Source organism: Pseudomonas sp. TH15, from assembly GCF_016651105.1.
GTDB lineage: Bacteria > Pseudomonadota > Gammaproteobacteria > Pseudomonadales > Pseudomonadaceae > Aquipseudomonas.
In genome coordinates this window covers 3,318,820-3,333,520 of sequence record NZ_JAEKEL010000001.1, presented here as the reverse complement: position 1 = coordinate 3,333,520, position 14,701 = coordinate 3,318,820, and the positions used below count along the sequence as shown (strand labels likewise).

The window sequence follows — 14,701 nt, the reverse complement described above, 5'->3', positions numbered from 1 at the left end:
GAATTTATCGAGTGATGCACGACTCCCATCTACACAAACCTTTACCAGGAGGAACCGAAATGTCCTTACCCAACGAAATGACCCTGATCGAAATCACCCAGCCCGGCGGCCCCGAAGTCCTGCAACCGAAGGATGTGCCGATGCCGGTGGTTGCCGCCGGTGAAGTGCTGATCCGCGTCTACGCCGCCGGGGTCAATCGCCCCGATGTGATCCAGCGTGCCGGCAAGTACCCGATGAAACCTGGCATGAGCCCGATTCCCGGGCTGGAAGTGGCCGGTGAAGTGGTGGCGGTCGGCAAAGGGGTCAGTGAGTTTGTGCTGGGCGACAAGGTCTGTGCGCTGACCAATGGCGGCGGTTATGCGCAATATTGCGTTGCCCCGGCCAGCCAGACCTTGCCGATTCCCGATGACATGGACTGGATTCACGCAGCAGCGATTCCGGAATCCTTTTTTACGGTGTGGGCCAATCTGTTTGAAATGGGCGGCGCCAGCAAAGGTCAACACGCATTGATTCATGGCGGCACCAGCGGCATCGGCACCACCGCGTTGATGCTCTGCCGCGAGTTCGGCGTAGAGGCCTTCGCCACCGCCGGCAGCGAGGAAAAATGCGAAGCGATTCGCAAACTCGGCGCCAGGCCGATCAACTATCGCGATCAGGATTTCGCCCAGGTCATTGCCGAAAAAACCGCCGGCAAAGGCGTCGACGTAATCCTCGACATCATGGGCGGCTCGTACTTCAACAACAACGTCGCAGCACTGGCCATGGAAGGCCGACTGGTGATGCTCGGCTTCCTCGGCGGCGCCCACGCCAACGACGTCGACTTGCTCGCGATCATGGCCAAACGCGCAATCATCACCGGCTCACTGCTGCGCTCGCGCACCAAGGAAGAAAAAGCCGCCATCGCCCAAGGGCTGTACGAATACGTCTGGCCGGTACTGTCGGCCGGGCGTTGCTTGCCGATGATCGACAAGGTCTACCCGTTCACCGACGCCGCACAGGCTCACGCGCGGATGGAAGCCGGCGATCATATCGGCAAGATTGTGTTGCAGATGGACTGAGCCGTTGCAGCATTTTGTAATCGTTGTCCGATCACGGTGGTCGAAAATGTCACGCGCAGACCAAGGCTTCTGGTAAAAAGCGTTCTTTGTCCACGCAATGGTGAAACGTTTAATGTTCCTGTCCTTCATGACTCGTCTGCGCCGCCGTCGTCTGGCGTTTGCCTGCATGGCCGCGTTGATTATCGGCGTGCCGACGAGTTGTGCCGTGCTGGAACACACCGAACGCAAACTGCTGTTTCGCATCGAACCGGGCACAGCGGGCTGGTTTCACGGCCTGCCCGGCAGCGTGCAGGAGCTCGACCTGCAACCGAAGAGCTTCAAGGCCGGGCAAAACATTCATGCCTGGTGGTGGCCCGCGGAAAAGGCCAATGCGCCGGCCATCCTGTACTTGCATGGTGTTCGCTGGAACCTCACTGGGCAGTTGTTTCGCATCGAGCAATTGCGCGCGGCAGGTTATTCGGTGCTGGCCATCGACTATCGCGGCTTCGGCCAGAGCCACGGTGATCTGCCCTCGGAAAGCAGCGTTTACGAAGATGCGCGAGTGGCGTGGGAGCGTTTCAAGCTGCTGCAGCCGGACCCGAACAAACGCCTGATCTACGGGCACTCTTTAGGCGGGGCTGTAGCAGTCGATCTGGCGGCCGAACTGGGTCAGGACGCCGCGCGCAATCACACGCCGCTTCCGGTGCGCGGGCTGGTGATCGAATCGACGTTCACCACACTGGCGGATGTCGCTGCCTCCGTGGCCAACACCTCGCTGCCGGTGCGTTGGTTGCTGTCGCAGAAATTCGATTCCATCGACAAGATTACTGACATCGGCATGCCGCTGCTGGTGGTCCACGGCCTGGCCGATGCGTTTATGCCCCCGCGCTTCAGCGAGCAGTTGTTCAATGCCGCCAACGAACCCAAGCGCCTGCTGTTGGTGCCCGGCGGCACGCACAACAACAGCATGGCGCTCGGCGGGCAGAATTACCGCAAGGCGATTGATGCCTTGATGCAGACCCGACCCGCGCCGCGTATGGCCGGGCCTGCGACCGTGCGCAGCGGGCGGGAAACCTAACGGTAGCCGCGCGCCTGCAAATCGAACAGTTGCGCGTAGTGCCCGACAGCAGCGATCAACCCATCGTGGCCACCCTGCTCCAGAATCCGCCCTTGTTGCAGCACGATGATGTGGTCGGCATTGCGCACACTGGAAAAACGGTGGGAGATCAGCAGGGTCATGCGACCTTGGGTGTGCCGGCTGAAATGCTCGAACACCGCCGCTTCCGCCGCCGGGTCAAGGGCTGAGGTGGGTTCGTCCAGAATCAGGATGTCAGCATCGCGGCGCATGTAGGCGCGGGACAAGGCGATCTTCTGCCATTGCCCGCCCGATAACTCCTGCCCCCCGGCGAACCAGCGCCCCAGTTGCGTGGCATAACCGCGATCCAACCCTTCGATAAAAGGCGCAGCCATGCCTTCGGCAGCGGCTTCCTTCCAGCGCTTTTCATCGTCGAAAGCCAGGGTATCGCCGACGCCGATGTTCTCGCCGACGGAGAATTGATAGCGAATATAGTCCTGGAAAATCACCCCGATGCGCCGTCTCAGCGCATCTTCTTCCCAGGTTTGCAGGTCGCTGCCGTCCAGCAGGATGCGGCCCTGATCGGGGCGATAGAGCCGGGTCAGCAACTTGATCAGCGTGGTCTTGCCTGAACCGTTCTCCCCCACCAGCGCCATGCTGCGACCCGGCACCAGGTGCAGGTCGATGCCTTCCAGCGCAGCTCGACTGGCTTCCGGGTAACGAAACCCGACATTCTCGAAACGCAACCCATCACCGGGCACCACGCCCACGGTCAGATGGCCGGTATCACTCACTACCGGCTCGGCCAGGTATTCGTAAAGGGCCGACAGGTAAAGACCATCCTCGTACAAACCGCTGATCGCACTCAGGCTGCTGCTGACGGCGGTTTGTCCCTGTTTGAACAGCACCAGATACATGGTCATCTGCCCGAGGGTGATATTGCCGTGAACGGTATCGACCACCACCCACGCATACGCCAGATAAAACGCCCCGGTGCCCAGCAAACCAAGGACAAAACCCCAGCCATCGCGGCGCAAGGTCAGGCGGCGATCTTCGGCGTAGAGCCGCTTGAACGTGTCGCGATAACGCTTCAACAGCAGCGGCGCAAAACCGAACAGCTTGACCTCTTTGATAAAACTTTCGTGGGACAGCAGCGTCTCGATGTAACTCTGCTGCCGGCTCTCCGGCGCCCGCCGGGTGAACAACCGGAAGGCATCCCCGGAGAAATGCGCCTCGGCAAAAAACACCGGCAACGCCCCGACCACCAGCAACACCAGCGCCCACGGTGAAAAATGCACCAACAGCACACCGAAACTGATCAGCACGATCAGGTTCTGGATCAGCCCCAACGACTTCATCACTAACGCCAACGGCCGGGTCGACGCCTCGCGCCGCACCCGAACCAACTTGTCGTAGAACTCCGAGTTCTCGAACTGGACCAACGACAACGTCTGGGCCTTCTCCAGAATCATCGTGTTGACCTTCTGGCCCAACTGCACGCGCAACAGCGACTGCTGCACCGAGAGCGCTCGTTGTGTTCCCGACAACATCGCCAACACCCCGGCTTCCAGCAACACGTAACGCAACACTGGCCACAGTGGCGCACTGCCGTTCTGCGCATGCAACTGCATCGCTGCGACCACGGCATCGACAATCCGCTGCCCCAACCATGCCGCGAGTGCCGGCAGCAACCCGGCAATCAACGTCGCCAGTACCAGGCCCAAAAATAATCCGCGTGATGTCTCCCAGACCAGGCGCAAGGCTCGCTGTGCCTGGTCGAACAGGGACGTGAAGCGCGATAAAACAGGCATGGGGCATTGAACTCGGCAGGTGATGACAGTGCGACATGGTACTCCAGCACCACGATTGAAATTCACACCGGATGGGTTCCTCGGCATACTGCCGCGCGTCAAACACCACGAAAAGGACTGAGTGTGTTCTCGCGCCCCAACGCCCTATGGATGTATCAGCTGATTTGCTGGCTGGCTGTGCTTGCGCTGTTGGCGCACATCGCTTTCTGTGACTGGGTGCTGCTCAATCCCACCGACGTCGGCGGCACCCTGATGGGCGGCATGAACGGGCTATTGTTCAACGCTGGCTGGCTCGTCGCCACGTCAGGATTGCTGCTGACCCTGCTGCTGCGCTTGCCGGGATCGATTTATGCCAGCATCGGCGCAGGACTCTTGACCCTGGGCATTGGCGCCTGGTCGCTAATCAACTACCCCGACAACGCGGATCAACTAATCTACAGCGTCAGCCCCGGCGAAATCGGCAGCGCCATGCTGACCGGCGCAATTTTTTGACCCTTGGCCTGTTTCTGCGCTCACGGTTCAAGACCACAGGCCGGCCATCGCGCTCTGCGCTCGTGGCAAAGTCCGTCGTGGCGAGCCTGATCGCTATCCTCTTTATTGGTGCGCCGATAAGAATCGCCTGGCAGGTTTCGCTGCCCAACTGCGCCTTCAATAAACAGGGCCAGCAACTGACGATTTGCCTGGGCGATGATGAGGACGAACGCGTTATCGTCGATTAAACCTCGACCCTTGCCGACGTTCAGCACTCTGCCAGGTTTTAACCACCCAACGTGGAACCAGGCGCACAACCGCCACTCCGCGCCTTACTGCCGGGAGCAAAGACATGAAAATCAACCCGTACCTGATCTTCAACGGCGACTGCCGAGAAGCCTTCACGTTTTACCAGCAAGCCCTGAACGGCGAACTGGAGGCCATGACCTCTTTCGGTGAGTCGCCTGCCGCTGAGCATGTCCCGAAAGAGCATCATGCGTTGATCATCCATACCTGCCTGAAAGTTGGCGATCAGATGATCATGGCCTCGGACACCACGCCCGACCGCCCGACCCAGGGCATGAGCGGTTGCTCGATTTCGCTGAACGTCGACAGCGTCGCCGAAGCTGAAAGCGTATTCAACGCGCTGGCCCAGGACGGCCGCGTCGACATGCCGCTGGAGGCGACGTTCTGGGCGGCACGTTTCGGCATGCTGGTGGATCGTTTTGGAGTGTCGTGGATGGTCAATTGCGATACCGACAAGTGACCCCGAGATTGCCTCAGGCATGAAAAAGCCCAACCGATCAAGGTTGGGCTTTCAACTCTAGCGTTGGGCCAATTCGTGGCGCACGCATTGTTCGTAATACGTCTGCTTGACCGCTGCTGGCTTGAGCTTCGATGTGCTGTTGTAGGTTTGTTCGGTGATGCCCATCGCGGTCATGCGCATCCACGGCTGCTGGAATTTGCGTACCTGCAATTGCTTGCGTGCGCCATACAGCGACATGCCCGATAGCTTGGATTGCTGAGCACCGGCGGCAATGTCCGAACCCCAGATGCAGGCAAAGCGATGGCTTTTACTCAACTCTTTCGCTTCGACTCCCGAAGCGAAGACAGCCAGGGAAAGCGTTGCAACGGTTATGGCAATCGTCCGCATATAGCCAACCTAACCTTTTGAAAAAAGGCGATTTTGCCGGGGAAGCTTAACGTCGGGGGCCAGCAATTTGCCGCCTTCGAGAGTTTTTTCAGGCATAAAAAGGGACAGTGTAATTTCCGGATGAAATAACACTGTCCCTGGATGACGATCAGAGGGGCCTGACCTCAACCCGCAATCGATCCGCGCCCTCCTCCTGGCAATCGATACGTACCGGCAAAAACTGCTCGATCACTGCGATATTGCTGTGCAGGTGCTCGGTCATGCGCGGCGTGGTGAACGAACCGCCACCGGCCAGCGCCATCGGCAGCAGCAACTGATCGGCGAGGTGTTCGGCGACAGCGGCACCACTGCGCAACCAGTCGGCGGCCTGATTGATCGCGGTATCGGCGACCTTTTCCGCCCGCAACGACACCTGGCCAAACGCACTGAACACTTCGCTGACGTGTTCGAATACATACTCCAGCAACAATACGTTGCCTGGCCCGCGCGCCGGGTCGAGCGTGACGTGTTGCAGCGCCGAAGGCGGCAGACTTAAACGCTTGGCCACCTGGCTCAACTCACGTTCGGCAACCGTCGGCGCAAGCCCGGCGGTCAGCGCTGAGGCGTGCTGCGAAAGCGCCGCACCACGCTCACAAAGGTCCAGTCGAGCCAGGCGCGAAGGCGCTACCTTCGCCTCGATTTCACCGCCACCGGCCGGCACAAACCCGTGCCGCAGCAACTCCAACTCAATGTCAGCGCCCATGCGCCGCAGCAGTGGCAACCAACTGCGCATGAGGAAGTCCGTCGGCGGTGCCAATGGGTTATGCGTGCCACCGGTAATCCTTACCCGACTCGCCTGCGGTGCCCGCAACAATGCCGGCAACAAGGTCTGCAAGACCAATGTGCAACTGCCGGCCGTGCCAATGGCGAACTGGTAGTCGCCACCGCGAATGGCTCCGGGCTCGAAGCTCAAGGCTTGCGCCCCCAACTGCGCACCACAGACTTTTGCCGCGCAGACCTCGGCCGCCGCCATCACCGCCGTCAGGTGCTGTCGTAACAACCCCGGACGGCTACGCTTGGCACGAATCTGTTTAATGCGAAACGCCCGGCCTGTCACCATCGACAGGCTCAAGGCACTGCGCAACACCTGGCCGCCACCGATGGCGCCGTCCAGTTCTATCACTTCCTGTTTCATTACAATCCTTACGCGTACAGCCCGACGGTATCCCTGAGGTACTGATCCAGCCGTCGCGAGTCTTCCTGAGTTCTGAGTAAGGTGGGCACTTCGCGCTCAAGCTCAGCCGCGATGAACCCGTGCAGTGCCGGACGACGCGGCCCGTAGGCGCTCTCATCGGCATTGCGTTTAAGCGCCAGCAGTTCGTCGACTTCAGCGAGCAGCGCACGATCATCGACCGTGGTCAGCAGGTCGGCGAACGTCATCGGTGGCCGGCCTCGGCCCTGGTCGATCCAGCGCACCGCCAGCAGCGGCCGCAGCACGTAGAAGTACTTCTTGAATCGCACTGTTTCGCCTTGCAGGTAACCGCGAAAGTTCTTCTTCGCCATCGACAAATAGTGATTACGCGCACTGGGTGGGCTGTAGAACGCCTCGGCGAGTTCACGCAGTTGCGCCACCTGGGCGGTTTCGCTGCGATAAACCAGCGGCGAATCGAGCCACTCCAGCAACGTCGGATTGGACTTGCGCAGCAACCCGAGGGTCTTGCGCAGCTCCCAGCCGCTGACGTCGAGTTCATCGTCCAGCGGACGTTCGATCACATCACGCGGTGCATCGACCTGAACAAACCACTCGGGCTTTTCCACATAGACAAACCGCACGTCGTAATCGCTGTCGGTCGAGGCGAAACCCCAGGCCCGACTGCCGGACTCACACGCATACAACACCGTGACATTGCGTTCGCGCTCTATACGCGCCAGCTCTTCCAGTACCCGCGCGCGCATCGTGTCGCACAGCGGATGACGCTCTTCGAGATCCATGACTTGTTTTCCTTTTATCCTTTGACGCACACCACCTGACGCAAGGTGTGCAGCACTTCCACCAACTCACGCTGGGCGTGCATGACTTTGTCGATGTCCTTGTAGGCCATCGGAATTTCGTCGATCACCGCTTCGTCCTTGCGGCACTCGACGTGGGCCGTGGCGCGGATCTGATCGGCCACGGTGAAAGTGTTCTTCGCTTTGGTGCGGCTCATGGTGCGGCCGGCGCCGTGGCTGCAGGAACTGAACGACTCCTCGTTGCCCAGACCGCGAACGATGAAACTCTTCGCCCCCATAGAGCCGGGAATAATCCCCAACTCACCCTTCTTCGCCGACACCGCACCTTTGCGGGTGACCAGCACCTCTTCACCAAAATGCCGCTCTTTCTGCACGTAGTTGTGGTGGCAGTTGACCGCCTCCAACGCCACGTCAAACGGCTTGCGAATAATCTGCCGTGTCGCCTGAATCACCGCGCGCATCATCAGCTCTCGGTTCTGCTTGGCGAAATCCTGCGCCCAGCCCACTGCTTCCACGTAGTCATCAAAGTGCTGGCTGCCTTCCTCGAAGTAGGCCAGGTCACGATCCGGCAGGTCGGCGATGTGCTGGCGCATATCCGCCTGCGCCATCTGGATGAACAGGTTGCCGATGGCGTTACCGACACCGCGCGACCCGCTGTGCAACATGAACCAGACCCGGTTGGCTTCGTCCAGGCACACTTCGATGAAGTGGTTGCCGCTGCCGAGGGTGCCGAGGTGCCCACGGTTGTTGGTGTTGGACAGTTTCGGGTACTTGTCGGTGATCAACTTGAACCGCGGATGCAACGCCGCCCACGCCTGATCGGCCTGCTGCGGGATCTCGTCCCACGCCCCTTTGTCACGTCGCGAACGGGTCGAGCTGCGGCCATGGGGCACCGCTTGTTCGATGGCGCAACGCAGAGCATGCAGGTTGTCCGGCAAGTCGGCGGCGGTCAGCGACGTACGCGCGGCGATCATGCCGCAACCGATGTCGACGCCGACCGCCGCCGGAATGATCGCGCCCACCGTCGGGATCACGCTGCCAATGGTCGAGCCCTTGCCAAGATGCACGTCTGGCATGACCGCCAGGTGTTTGAAGATGAACGGCATCTTCGCCGTGTTCATCAACTGCTCGCGCGCCTCGTTTTCTACCGGGACGCCTTCGGTCCAGAGTTTGATCGGTTTGCCGTTGGCGACTTCAAGCAGTTGGTAAGTATGTTCTTTCATTTCTCTGTTCTTTATTTTTTGGCCGATGATTCGGCGTTGTTCCGTAAGTCGCAGCGACAAAAACACAGGCACTGTGGCTCTGCCAGTTGAGCCCCCGTTGCCGGGGCGGGAGTCGAACCCGCTTTCCGATGTAGTACCTGTCGCATTCGCTGCCAATAACTGCAAAAAAGGTGGCACGACAAAAGTTGATGACTGTTGCGCGTTGCCGCGCTCCGGGGTTAGCCGGACTTCAGATGTACAGCCATCAGGCATTCGTGCCGTCACTGGCGCTGACAAGGGTTTGATGAGACGTTCTGGATGTAGTCCCATCGGCATTCAGCGCCAGTGATAAATCAATTCATAAAGCGCTTTCGATCGCCTCGACCCAGTGCTGCGCACCGTAGTGGCCGCTGGTGAACTGCTCGACCACGTCGAACACGGCATCGCTGAAACCGCCGACATTCAAGATGTCATCACGCTCCGCCGCCTGCGTTGCATGGCCTGGCTGGATATCGATGCACACCAGCCGCGCCTGCGGGTTGAGCTGCTTGATTCGCTCCCACTGACGCATCGTCTCGCTGGCACCGTGGCGCCGCGCATCGATCCACGACTCGTTGTCCGAAACCATGATCAACGTATCGACCCTGGCCTTGCTGTCCGCCAATCTCTTCAGCGGTGCCGAGCAGTTGGTGCCGCCGCCAAAAATCCCGGCGAGCTTCTGCGCATTGCTGATCACGCTGTCACGCGGGTTGAGCTGGATATCCACCACGTTCACCTCGAACGGCATTACCCGTGCTTGCGGCTGTTTGCGCAACACGGCTGCTGCAACCAGCGCCGCTACGTCGATGCAACGCACTACCGACGTCGCGCCTTGGCGATAACCCGTCGCCGGGCTACCCATCGAGCCTGAAACATCCGGGCAAACCACTACCGCCCCTTCAAGCTTCGGCACATTGGCCAATGACAACTCCAGTGCATCCTGCAGCGCTTCGCGTATCAGCGCCGGAATGTCTTCACCCATCATCCGATACGCCGACAACAGCTGATATGGATACACTCGCGCCTTCGCGACTTCTTGCGGGTCGGCCAATCGCGCCGCTACATATTCGACGCAACCCGGCACTTCAAACGCACCGTGGCGAGCCAAGGTGTTGAGGTTGATGCGCAGCCCCTGCCAACCCATGTTGCGCGCTTGCGCCGCCCATTGTTCCTTGCTCAGTGTTTCATTGCCGAGCAACTGAAACGGCACCGCAGGCACCTCATCACTTGCGCCGCTACGAAAGGCCAGCAAATCGCGCGTCAATTGCGGCAAGGCCTTTACCTCAACCGGTTTGCCAATCAACCAGGCGAAGAACGCTTCACGCCACGCTTCGGCAGGTTTCGGGTGAACCATCTTCACCACGTCCGCCAACGACGGTTGATTGCCGATCGACGCTTGCAACAGTTGACGTTCGGTGGCGCTGTTCAGCCAGTTCTGCACCAGACGCTTGGGTTGCGAACCGAGGGATTTACGCCCGGTGGCACCGCTGCGCAGGATCTGCACAAAGTTGCGCAGCATTTTGCCGCTGTCGATCACTTGCTCGAAAACCTCTGGCACCAGGCTCGAACGCTGAGCAGTCAATGCCGCCAGCAACAGCGCTGGCATGTCTTTCATGTGCCCTTGCTTGCGAGCGTAGATCGCGGCCTTCGCCACGAAGCGACTGTCCAACTCAGCCACCAGCTTCAGCACTTGATCCAGCTGGCTTTCAGCGGAGGCGTAAAAGGTCTGGTTCAGGCAACCGGTCACTGCCAGTTGGGCCAGTTGATGCTTGGGGCTGTAGGCATAAGCCGAGGCGCCGGAGGCATTCAAGGTGTTGCAGGCTGGCAAGTGATTCGATTGCGTATTGAAGAGTGTTGAGTTGGCCATCTTGGCGTCTCGCTGTGTTGTCCTGTTCGTTGCGATAGGTATTGCAGCCGCTGTGCCAGCTTTTTAATTTTCAATAAATTTAATTTTAACTTATTGATTTATAACGTTTTTATTTTAATTGCTGTTTTCTCGTGGTCTAACTGAGGACAAACTCAACACAGAAAACCTATCATTGGATATCGTCTTTTATCTTTTGAGATAAGCATGACCAGCAAACGCACTGTTGCCATCGGTTTTATCGGCGCCACCCTCGATCGCGTCGGCAAAGGCGCCAATCGCTGGAGCCATTGGCGGCCCAGCGTTGGCCTGTGCCAACAACCGGACGTGCTGATCAATCGGCTTGAGCTGATTCACGGCATCGACGCCCGCGATGTCAGCCTCGCCGAACGGGTGCGCGCAGACATCCAACAGGTTTCGCCGGAAACCGAAGTGCGCCTGCACCCGATGTCGCTGCGCAATCCGTGGGATTTCGAAGAGGTCTATGGCGCCTTGCATGACTTCACCACCGCCTACGACTTCGATACCGAGCGCGAGGATTACCTCGTTCACATCACCACCGGCACCCACGTCGCACAGATCTGCTGGTTCCTGCTGACCGAAGCACGCTACCTACCGGCGCGGCTGATCCAGACCTCCCCCGCCAAGCGCGCCAGCGAAAGCGATCACGCCATTGGCACTCACGCGCTGATCGACCTCGACCTGTCACGCTACGACCGCATCGCCTCGCGCTTCGCCAACAAGCGCCTGGAAGGTCTGGAGTTTTTGAAGTCAGGCATTGCCACACGCAACCCGGCGTTCAACCGCTCCATCGAACAGATCGAGCGCGTAGCCGTGCGCTCGAAAGCACCGATGTTGCTGATCGGCCCGACCGGCGCCGGCAAATCGTTTCTGGCCCGACGCATCTTTGAACTCAAACGCAGCCGCCATCAAATGCAGGGCCGCTTCGTCGAAGTCAACTGCGCCACGCTGCGTGGCGATGGCGCGATGTCGGCACTGTTTGGTCATGTCAAAGGCGCTTTTACCGGCGCGCAGAATGCGCGTGACGGCCTGTTGCGCGCCGCCGATGGCGGCATGCTGTTTCTCGATGAAATCGGCGAACTGGGTGCGGACGAACAGGCCATGCTGCTCAAGGCGATTGAAGAAAAACGCTTCTTCCCGCTGGGTTCAGACAAAGAGGTCGACAGTGATTTCCTGATCATCGCCGGCACCCACCGCGACTTGCGCAGCCGTGTCGCCGAAGGCTTTTTCGCGAAGATTTGTACGCACGCATCAACTTGTGGACGTTCGATCTGCCGGGCCTTGCCGGCCGTCGTGAAGACATCGAACCGAACATCGACTTCGAACTGCAGCGTCATGCCCGCGAGCACGGACAGTTAGTGCGCTTCAATCTTGAAGCACGCCGCAGCTATCTGGCGTTCGCCGGCTCGCCGGAAGCGGCATGGCTGGGCAACTTTCGCGAACTGTCCGCGTCGATCACGCGCATGGCGACACTCGCCGACAGCGGGCGGATTGATGAAGCGCAGGTGCAGGAGGAGATCGACCGCTTGCGTTATGCGTGGGGCCTGGCGCAGCCGACCGGCATTTCCCGGGATTTGCCGGGAGATAGCGAGCACATGGACCTGTTTGATCGCTTGCAACTGAAGGCGGTACTTGAGGTTTGTCGGCAGGCAGACAGCTTGTCGGATGCCGGCAGAAAGCTGTTTGGCGTTTCGCGACAAGCCAAGGCACAGCCCAACGATGCGGATCGGTTACGCAAATACCTCGCACGATTCGGCATCGAATGGGGCCAGATCAGCCAATCGGAGTAATCGCGAAACTGCCCACATACCGCCTGTCCAACAGCGGGCACCTTCGCCCGCACGGTTCTTCCAATGCAGCACATGCCCTAGCACGGAAGACGCAATGATGAACAACAAGATTGCAGCGATAACCCTGGCCGGCCTGCTCGCAGCCTGCCCGTACCTTGTCCTGGCTGCTGACGGCTCAGCGGAGGAATCGACGACACCGCCCACCGCGATCCCCGGGATTAATCAGGGCGGTATGTCGGAGTCGAACGAGGAAAAGGCCAACAAGAAAGGTGAAGAGGCATCCGGCTCGAACTCCGGCGCCGAGTCGCATGAAACCGATAAGGATGCCGCCACTTCAAGCGACTCGAACGATTTGAAAAAAGCGAAACCTTGAGCAGTCGCATCCTTGATGCAGGATGCGACTGAGCCGATCAGCAACGACTACAAGGGCGGTGGCACAACGTCTTTGAACGTCAACCCGACGCTGCCCGTGACCCGCCACGGATTGGCAGCGCCATGATTGCTGAATACCACGCTGTCGAAGGTCGAATCCTTCAACCCGTCGATTTGCACCTTGGCCGGGCCACTGAAGCGTACGCGCTCGAAGACCAGGCCCTGATGCCAGGCATTACTCTGGCTGTCACCCTTGACCTCGATCGCCTTGCCTTGAGCATTCTCGACACTCACATCGGCAACGCGGATATCACGAAACTGCCCGGCAATGGTCGAACGTTGGTAATCCAGCTTGGCGTTTGGATCGTTGTAATCAAGGGTAAAGATGAACGCCTGCTTGACCGTATTACGGATCGCCGAATCGCGGAAAATGACGTTACGCGCCCCGCCGCCCATGAAGTTGGTGCTCTTCATCCGCAGACCGGCATCAGTGCCGTCAGAGACGTTGTCCTCAGCCAGAATGTTCTGAATCCAGGCGCCGGTATGGCTGCCGGCGACTACCATGCCGTGACCTTTGCGGAAGTAGTTGTTGAAGATCCAGGCATCTTCCTGCGGCTTTTGATGCACCGCCTCGGCGCCAGTGCCCGCGGCAAAATTGACGCAATCATCACCGGTATCGAAGAAGTTATTGAAGACCATCGCGCCTTTGCTGTTGGCGAATTCGATGCCGTCACCGTTGTTGGCGTCGTAGGTCTTGTGCGTGGTGTTGGCCAGCACGACGTTCTCGGTCTCCAGATTCATGATCCCGTGATACGCCGGATTGACCACCGTGAAGCCGCCGTAGAAGACGTTTTTCACATTGCGCAAAGTGATCAACGACGAACGCATCTGCCCGTAGGCATCCTTGACGTTCATCCCGCGCGCCACTGCTTGTTCGACCTGCGCCTTGGCCAGAATGCCGTCCTGCATGTAGCGCGTGTTATCGCTGGGCAGGTAGAACGGCAATGGTTGGCCGCGCTCGTCGACGACATCGGCACGGCGCTTCCAGCCGTTGCCATCAATCGTGCCCTTGCCGACGATACGAATGTTCTCGAACGACTGATGCTGTCGCGGATCACGCGGCAAGGCGTTGATCAGCGACGCCGGACGTACCGTGGTCGAGTACGGATATTGAATGTAGCCCGCCAGCGGATAATCCTCGGCCCGCTCGGAACCGAGCAGTGTTGCCCCTTCGGCGATCTCCAGGGTCATGTGGCTTTTCAGATAGAGCGCACCACTTTTGTAGACGCCTTTAGGCAGCAGCACTTTGCAGCCGGCGGTACAGGCGTCGATAGCATTCTGGATGGCCAGCGTGTCGAAGGCGTTGCCGTCACCCTTGGCACCGTACTTCCTCACATCAAACACTGCTGCAACCTTGCTCGTACGCTGCACCAGCGCAGGACTGTCGGCGGACTCTTTGCCATCGGCACCGACCGAACGCACGGTGAATCGATAGGCCGTATCAGGCTTCAGGCCTTGAGCGGTGTAGCTGTGAATGCCGATGCGGTAGTGAAAGTTCGCGCTGTCCTGCTCGTAGAACTTGTCGATGTAAGGCTTGGCCGGCGAAACCCGATCATTGTTGGCGTTGCTGCTGCCCAACAACGTTCCGTTGGCATAGACCCGATAGTCCTTGATCTGCGCATGGTCGGCAGGCTTTTCCCAGACCAGAATGATTTGTTGATCATCGAAAGCCAGGGTTGGCACTTGCAGTTTTGCCGGCGCATCGAGCGCCCACGCCGGCAGGCTGCAACCCAGCGCCAACGCGGCAGTCAACGAAAGCGCCAGAGCGTGTTTACGCTGCGCAACAGCAGAATATTGATAAGGCATGATCTTTCCTT

Annotated in this window: 13 protein-coding genes and 1 pseudogene; 7 read left to right on the top strand and 7 right to left on the bottom strand. The window is 59.3% G+C overall.

Going from position 1 to position 14,701, the window contains the following annotated elements; translation table 11 throughout:
• Nucleotides 1-59 precede the first annotated feature (59 nt).
• The gene (locus tag JFT87_RS15045; RefSeq protein WP_201202392.1) at nucleotides 60-1,058 is read left to right on the top strand and encodes an NAD(P)H-quinone oxidoreductase; all 999 of its coding nucleotides are present in this window, start codon (nucleotides 60-62) and stop codon (nucleotides 1,056-1,058) included.
• Between the two features lie 112 nt (nucleotides 1,059-1,170).
• Nucleotides 1,171-2,115 (top strand): alpha/beta hydrolase, encoded by a 945-nt coding sequence (locus tag JFT87_RS15040; RefSeq protein WP_201202385.1) that lies wholly within the window; start codon nucleotides 1,171-1,173, stop codon nucleotides 2,113-2,115.
• Here JFT87_RS15040 and JFT87_RS15035 read toward each other — a convergent pair.
• Nucleotides 2,112-3,923 carry an ABC transporter ATP-binding protein gene (locus JFT87_RS15035; RefSeq protein WP_201202383.1) on the bottom strand — a complete coding sequence of 604 codons (1,812 nt, stop codon included), beginning with the start codon at nucleotides 3,921-3,923 and terminating at the stop codon, nucleotides 2,112-2,114. The two genes, JFT87_RS15040 and JFT87_RS15035, sit on opposite strands and share 4 nt — an antisense overlap.
• Nucleotides 3,924-4,073: 150 nt before the next feature.
• Between JFT87_RS15035 and JFT87_RS28415 the strand changes: the two genes are divergently transcribed.
• The 3 genes from JFT87_RS28415 (at nucleotide 4,074) to JFT87_RS15025 (ending at nucleotide 5,160) form a co-directional block, all read left to right on the top strand.
• The gene (locus JFT87_RS28415; protein ID WP_242487260.1) at nucleotides 4,074-4,415 is read left to right on the top strand and encodes a hypothetical protein; all 342 of its coding nucleotides are present in this window, start codon (nucleotides 4,074-4,076) and stop codon (nucleotides 4,413-4,415) included.
• Nucleotides 4,412-4,642, top strand: a complete 231-nt coding sequence (locus tag JFT87_RS28410) for a hypothetical protein (protein ID WP_242487259.1) — start codon at nucleotides 4,412-4,414, stop codon at nucleotides 4,640-4,642. The genes JFT87_RS28415 and JFT87_RS28410 overlap by 4 nt, the downstream gene beginning before the upstream one ends.
• A gap of 104 nt (nucleotides 4,643-4,746) precedes the next feature.
• Nucleotides 4,747-5,160, top strand: a complete 414-nt coding sequence (locus tag JFT87_RS15025) for a VOC family protein (RefSeq protein WP_201202381.1) — start codon at nucleotides 4,747-4,749, stop codon at nucleotides 5,158-5,160.
• A 57-nt stretch (nucleotides 5,161-5,217) separates the two neighbouring features.
• Here the strand turns inward: JFT87_RS15025 and JFT87_RS15020 are convergent, their stop codons facing one another.
• The 5 genes from JFT87_RS15020 to JFT87_RS15000 form a co-directional block, all read right to left on the bottom strand.
• Nucleotides 5,218-5,547: a hypothetical protein gene (locus JFT87_RS15020; protein WP_201202379.1), complete on the bottom strand. Its 330-nt coding sequence runs from the start codon at nucleotides 5,545-5,547 to the stop codon at nucleotides 5,218-5,220.
• A 148-nt stretch (nucleotides 5,548-5,695) separates the two neighbouring features.
• A complete protein-coding gene (gene rtcA / locus JFT87_RS15015) occupies nucleotides 5,696-6,721 on the bottom strand; it encodes an RNA 3'-terminal phosphate cyclase (RefSeq protein WP_201202377.1) in 1,026 nt (341 codons plus the stop codon).
• An 8-nt stretch (nucleotides 6,722-6,729) separates the two neighbouring features.
• The gene (locus JFT87_RS15010) at nucleotides 6,730-7,518 is read right to left on the bottom strand and encodes a nucleotidyltransferase domain-containing protein (protein WP_201202376.1); all 789 of its coding nucleotides are present in this window, start codon (nucleotides 7,516-7,518) and stop codon (nucleotides 6,730-6,732) included.
• A gap of 14 nt (nucleotides 7,519-7,532) precedes the next feature.
• On the bottom strand, nucleotides 7,533-8,759 hold the full coding sequence (locus JFT87_RS15005) for an RtcB family protein (protein ID WP_201202375.1): 1,227 nt from the start codon (nucleotides 8,757-8,759) through the stop codon (nucleotides 7,533-7,535).
• A 337-nt stretch (nucleotides 8,760-9,096) separates the two neighbouring features.
• A complete protein-coding gene (locus JFT87_RS15000; RefSeq protein WP_201202371.1) occupies nucleotides 9,097-10,644 on the bottom strand; it encodes an RNA-binding protein in 1,548 nt (515 codons plus the stop codon).
• A gap of 204 nt (nucleotides 10,645-10,848) precedes the next feature.
• On the opposite strand from JFT87_RS15000, the pseudogene rtcR reads away from it, so the two are divergent.
• Nucleotides 10,849-12,452 (top strand): annotated as a pseudogene (gene rtcR / locus JFT87_RS14995) (RNA repair transcriptional activator RtcR).
• Nucleotides 12,453-12,549: 97 nt separating this feature from the next.
• Nucleotides 12,550-12,825 (top strand): hypothetical protein, encoded by a 276-nt coding sequence (locus JFT87_RS14990; protein WP_201202368.1) that lies wholly within the window; start codon nucleotides 12,550-12,552, stop codon nucleotides 12,823-12,825.
• A 47-nt stretch (nucleotides 12,826-12,872) separates the two neighbouring features.
• Here the strand turns inward: JFT87_RS14990 and JFT87_RS14985 are convergent, their stop codons facing one another.
• Complete coding sequence (locus JFT87_RS14985; protein ID WP_201202367.1) at nucleotides 12,873-14,690, bottom strand: glycoside hydrolase family 28 protein; 1,818 nt, start codon at nucleotides 14,688-14,690, stop codon at nucleotides 12,873-12,875.
• Nucleotides 14,691-14,701: the final 11 nt, after the last annotated feature.

What these genes read in the sequence shown, in the direction of transcription:
- JFT87_RS15035 (WP_201202383.1), bottom strand. Translation starts at nt 3,923, where the DNA reads ATGCCTGTTTTATCGCGCTTCACGTCCCTGTTCGACCAGGCACAGCGA.
- JFT87_RS15040 (WP_201202385.1), top strand. Translation starts at nt 1,171, where the DNA reads ATGTTCCTGTCCTTCATGACTCGTCTGCGCCGCCGTCGTCTGGCGTTT.
- JFT87_RS15025 (WP_201202381.1), top strand. Translation starts at nt 4,747, where the DNA reads ATGAAAATCAACCCGTACCTGATCTTCAACGGCGACTGCCGAGAAGCC.
- rtcA (WP_201202377.1), bottom strand. Translation starts at nt 6,721, where the DNA reads ATGAAACAGGAAGTGATAGAACTGGACGGCGCCATCGGTGGCGGCCAG.
- JFT87_RS14985 (WP_201202367.1), bottom strand. Translation starts at nt 14,690, where the DNA reads ATGCCTTATCAATATTCTGCTGTTGCGCAGCGTAAACACGCTCTGGCG.
- JFT87_RS15020 (WP_201202379.1), bottom strand. Translation starts at nt 5,547, where the DNA reads ATGCGGACGATTGCCATAACCGTTGCAACGCTTTCCCTGGCTGTCTTC.
- JFT87_RS14990 (WP_201202368.1), top strand. Translation starts at nt 12,550, where the DNA reads ATGAACAACAAGATTGCAGCGATAACCCTGGCCGGCCTGCTCGCAGCC.
- JFT87_RS15010 (WP_201202376.1), bottom strand. Translation starts at nt 7,518, where the DNA reads ATGGATCTCGAAGAGCGTCATCCGCTGTGCGACACGATGCGCGCGCGG.
- JFT87_RS15000 (WP_201202371.1), bottom strand. Translation starts at nt 10,644, where the DNA reads ATGGCCAACTCAACACTCTTCAATACGCAATCGAATCACTTGCCAGCC.
- JFT87_RS15005 (WP_201202375.1), bottom strand. Translation starts at nt 8,759, where the DNA reads ATGAAAGAACATACTTACCAACTGCTTGAAGTCGCCAACGGCAAACCG.
- JFT87_RS28415 (WP_242487260.1), top strand. Translation starts at nt 4,074, where the DNA reads ATGTATCAGCTGATTTGCTGGCTGGCTGTGCTTGCGCTGTTGGCGCAC.
- JFT87_RS15045 (WP_201202392.1), top strand. Translation starts at nt 60, where the DNA reads ATGTCCTTACCCAACGAAATGACCCTGATCGAAATCACCCAGCCCGGC.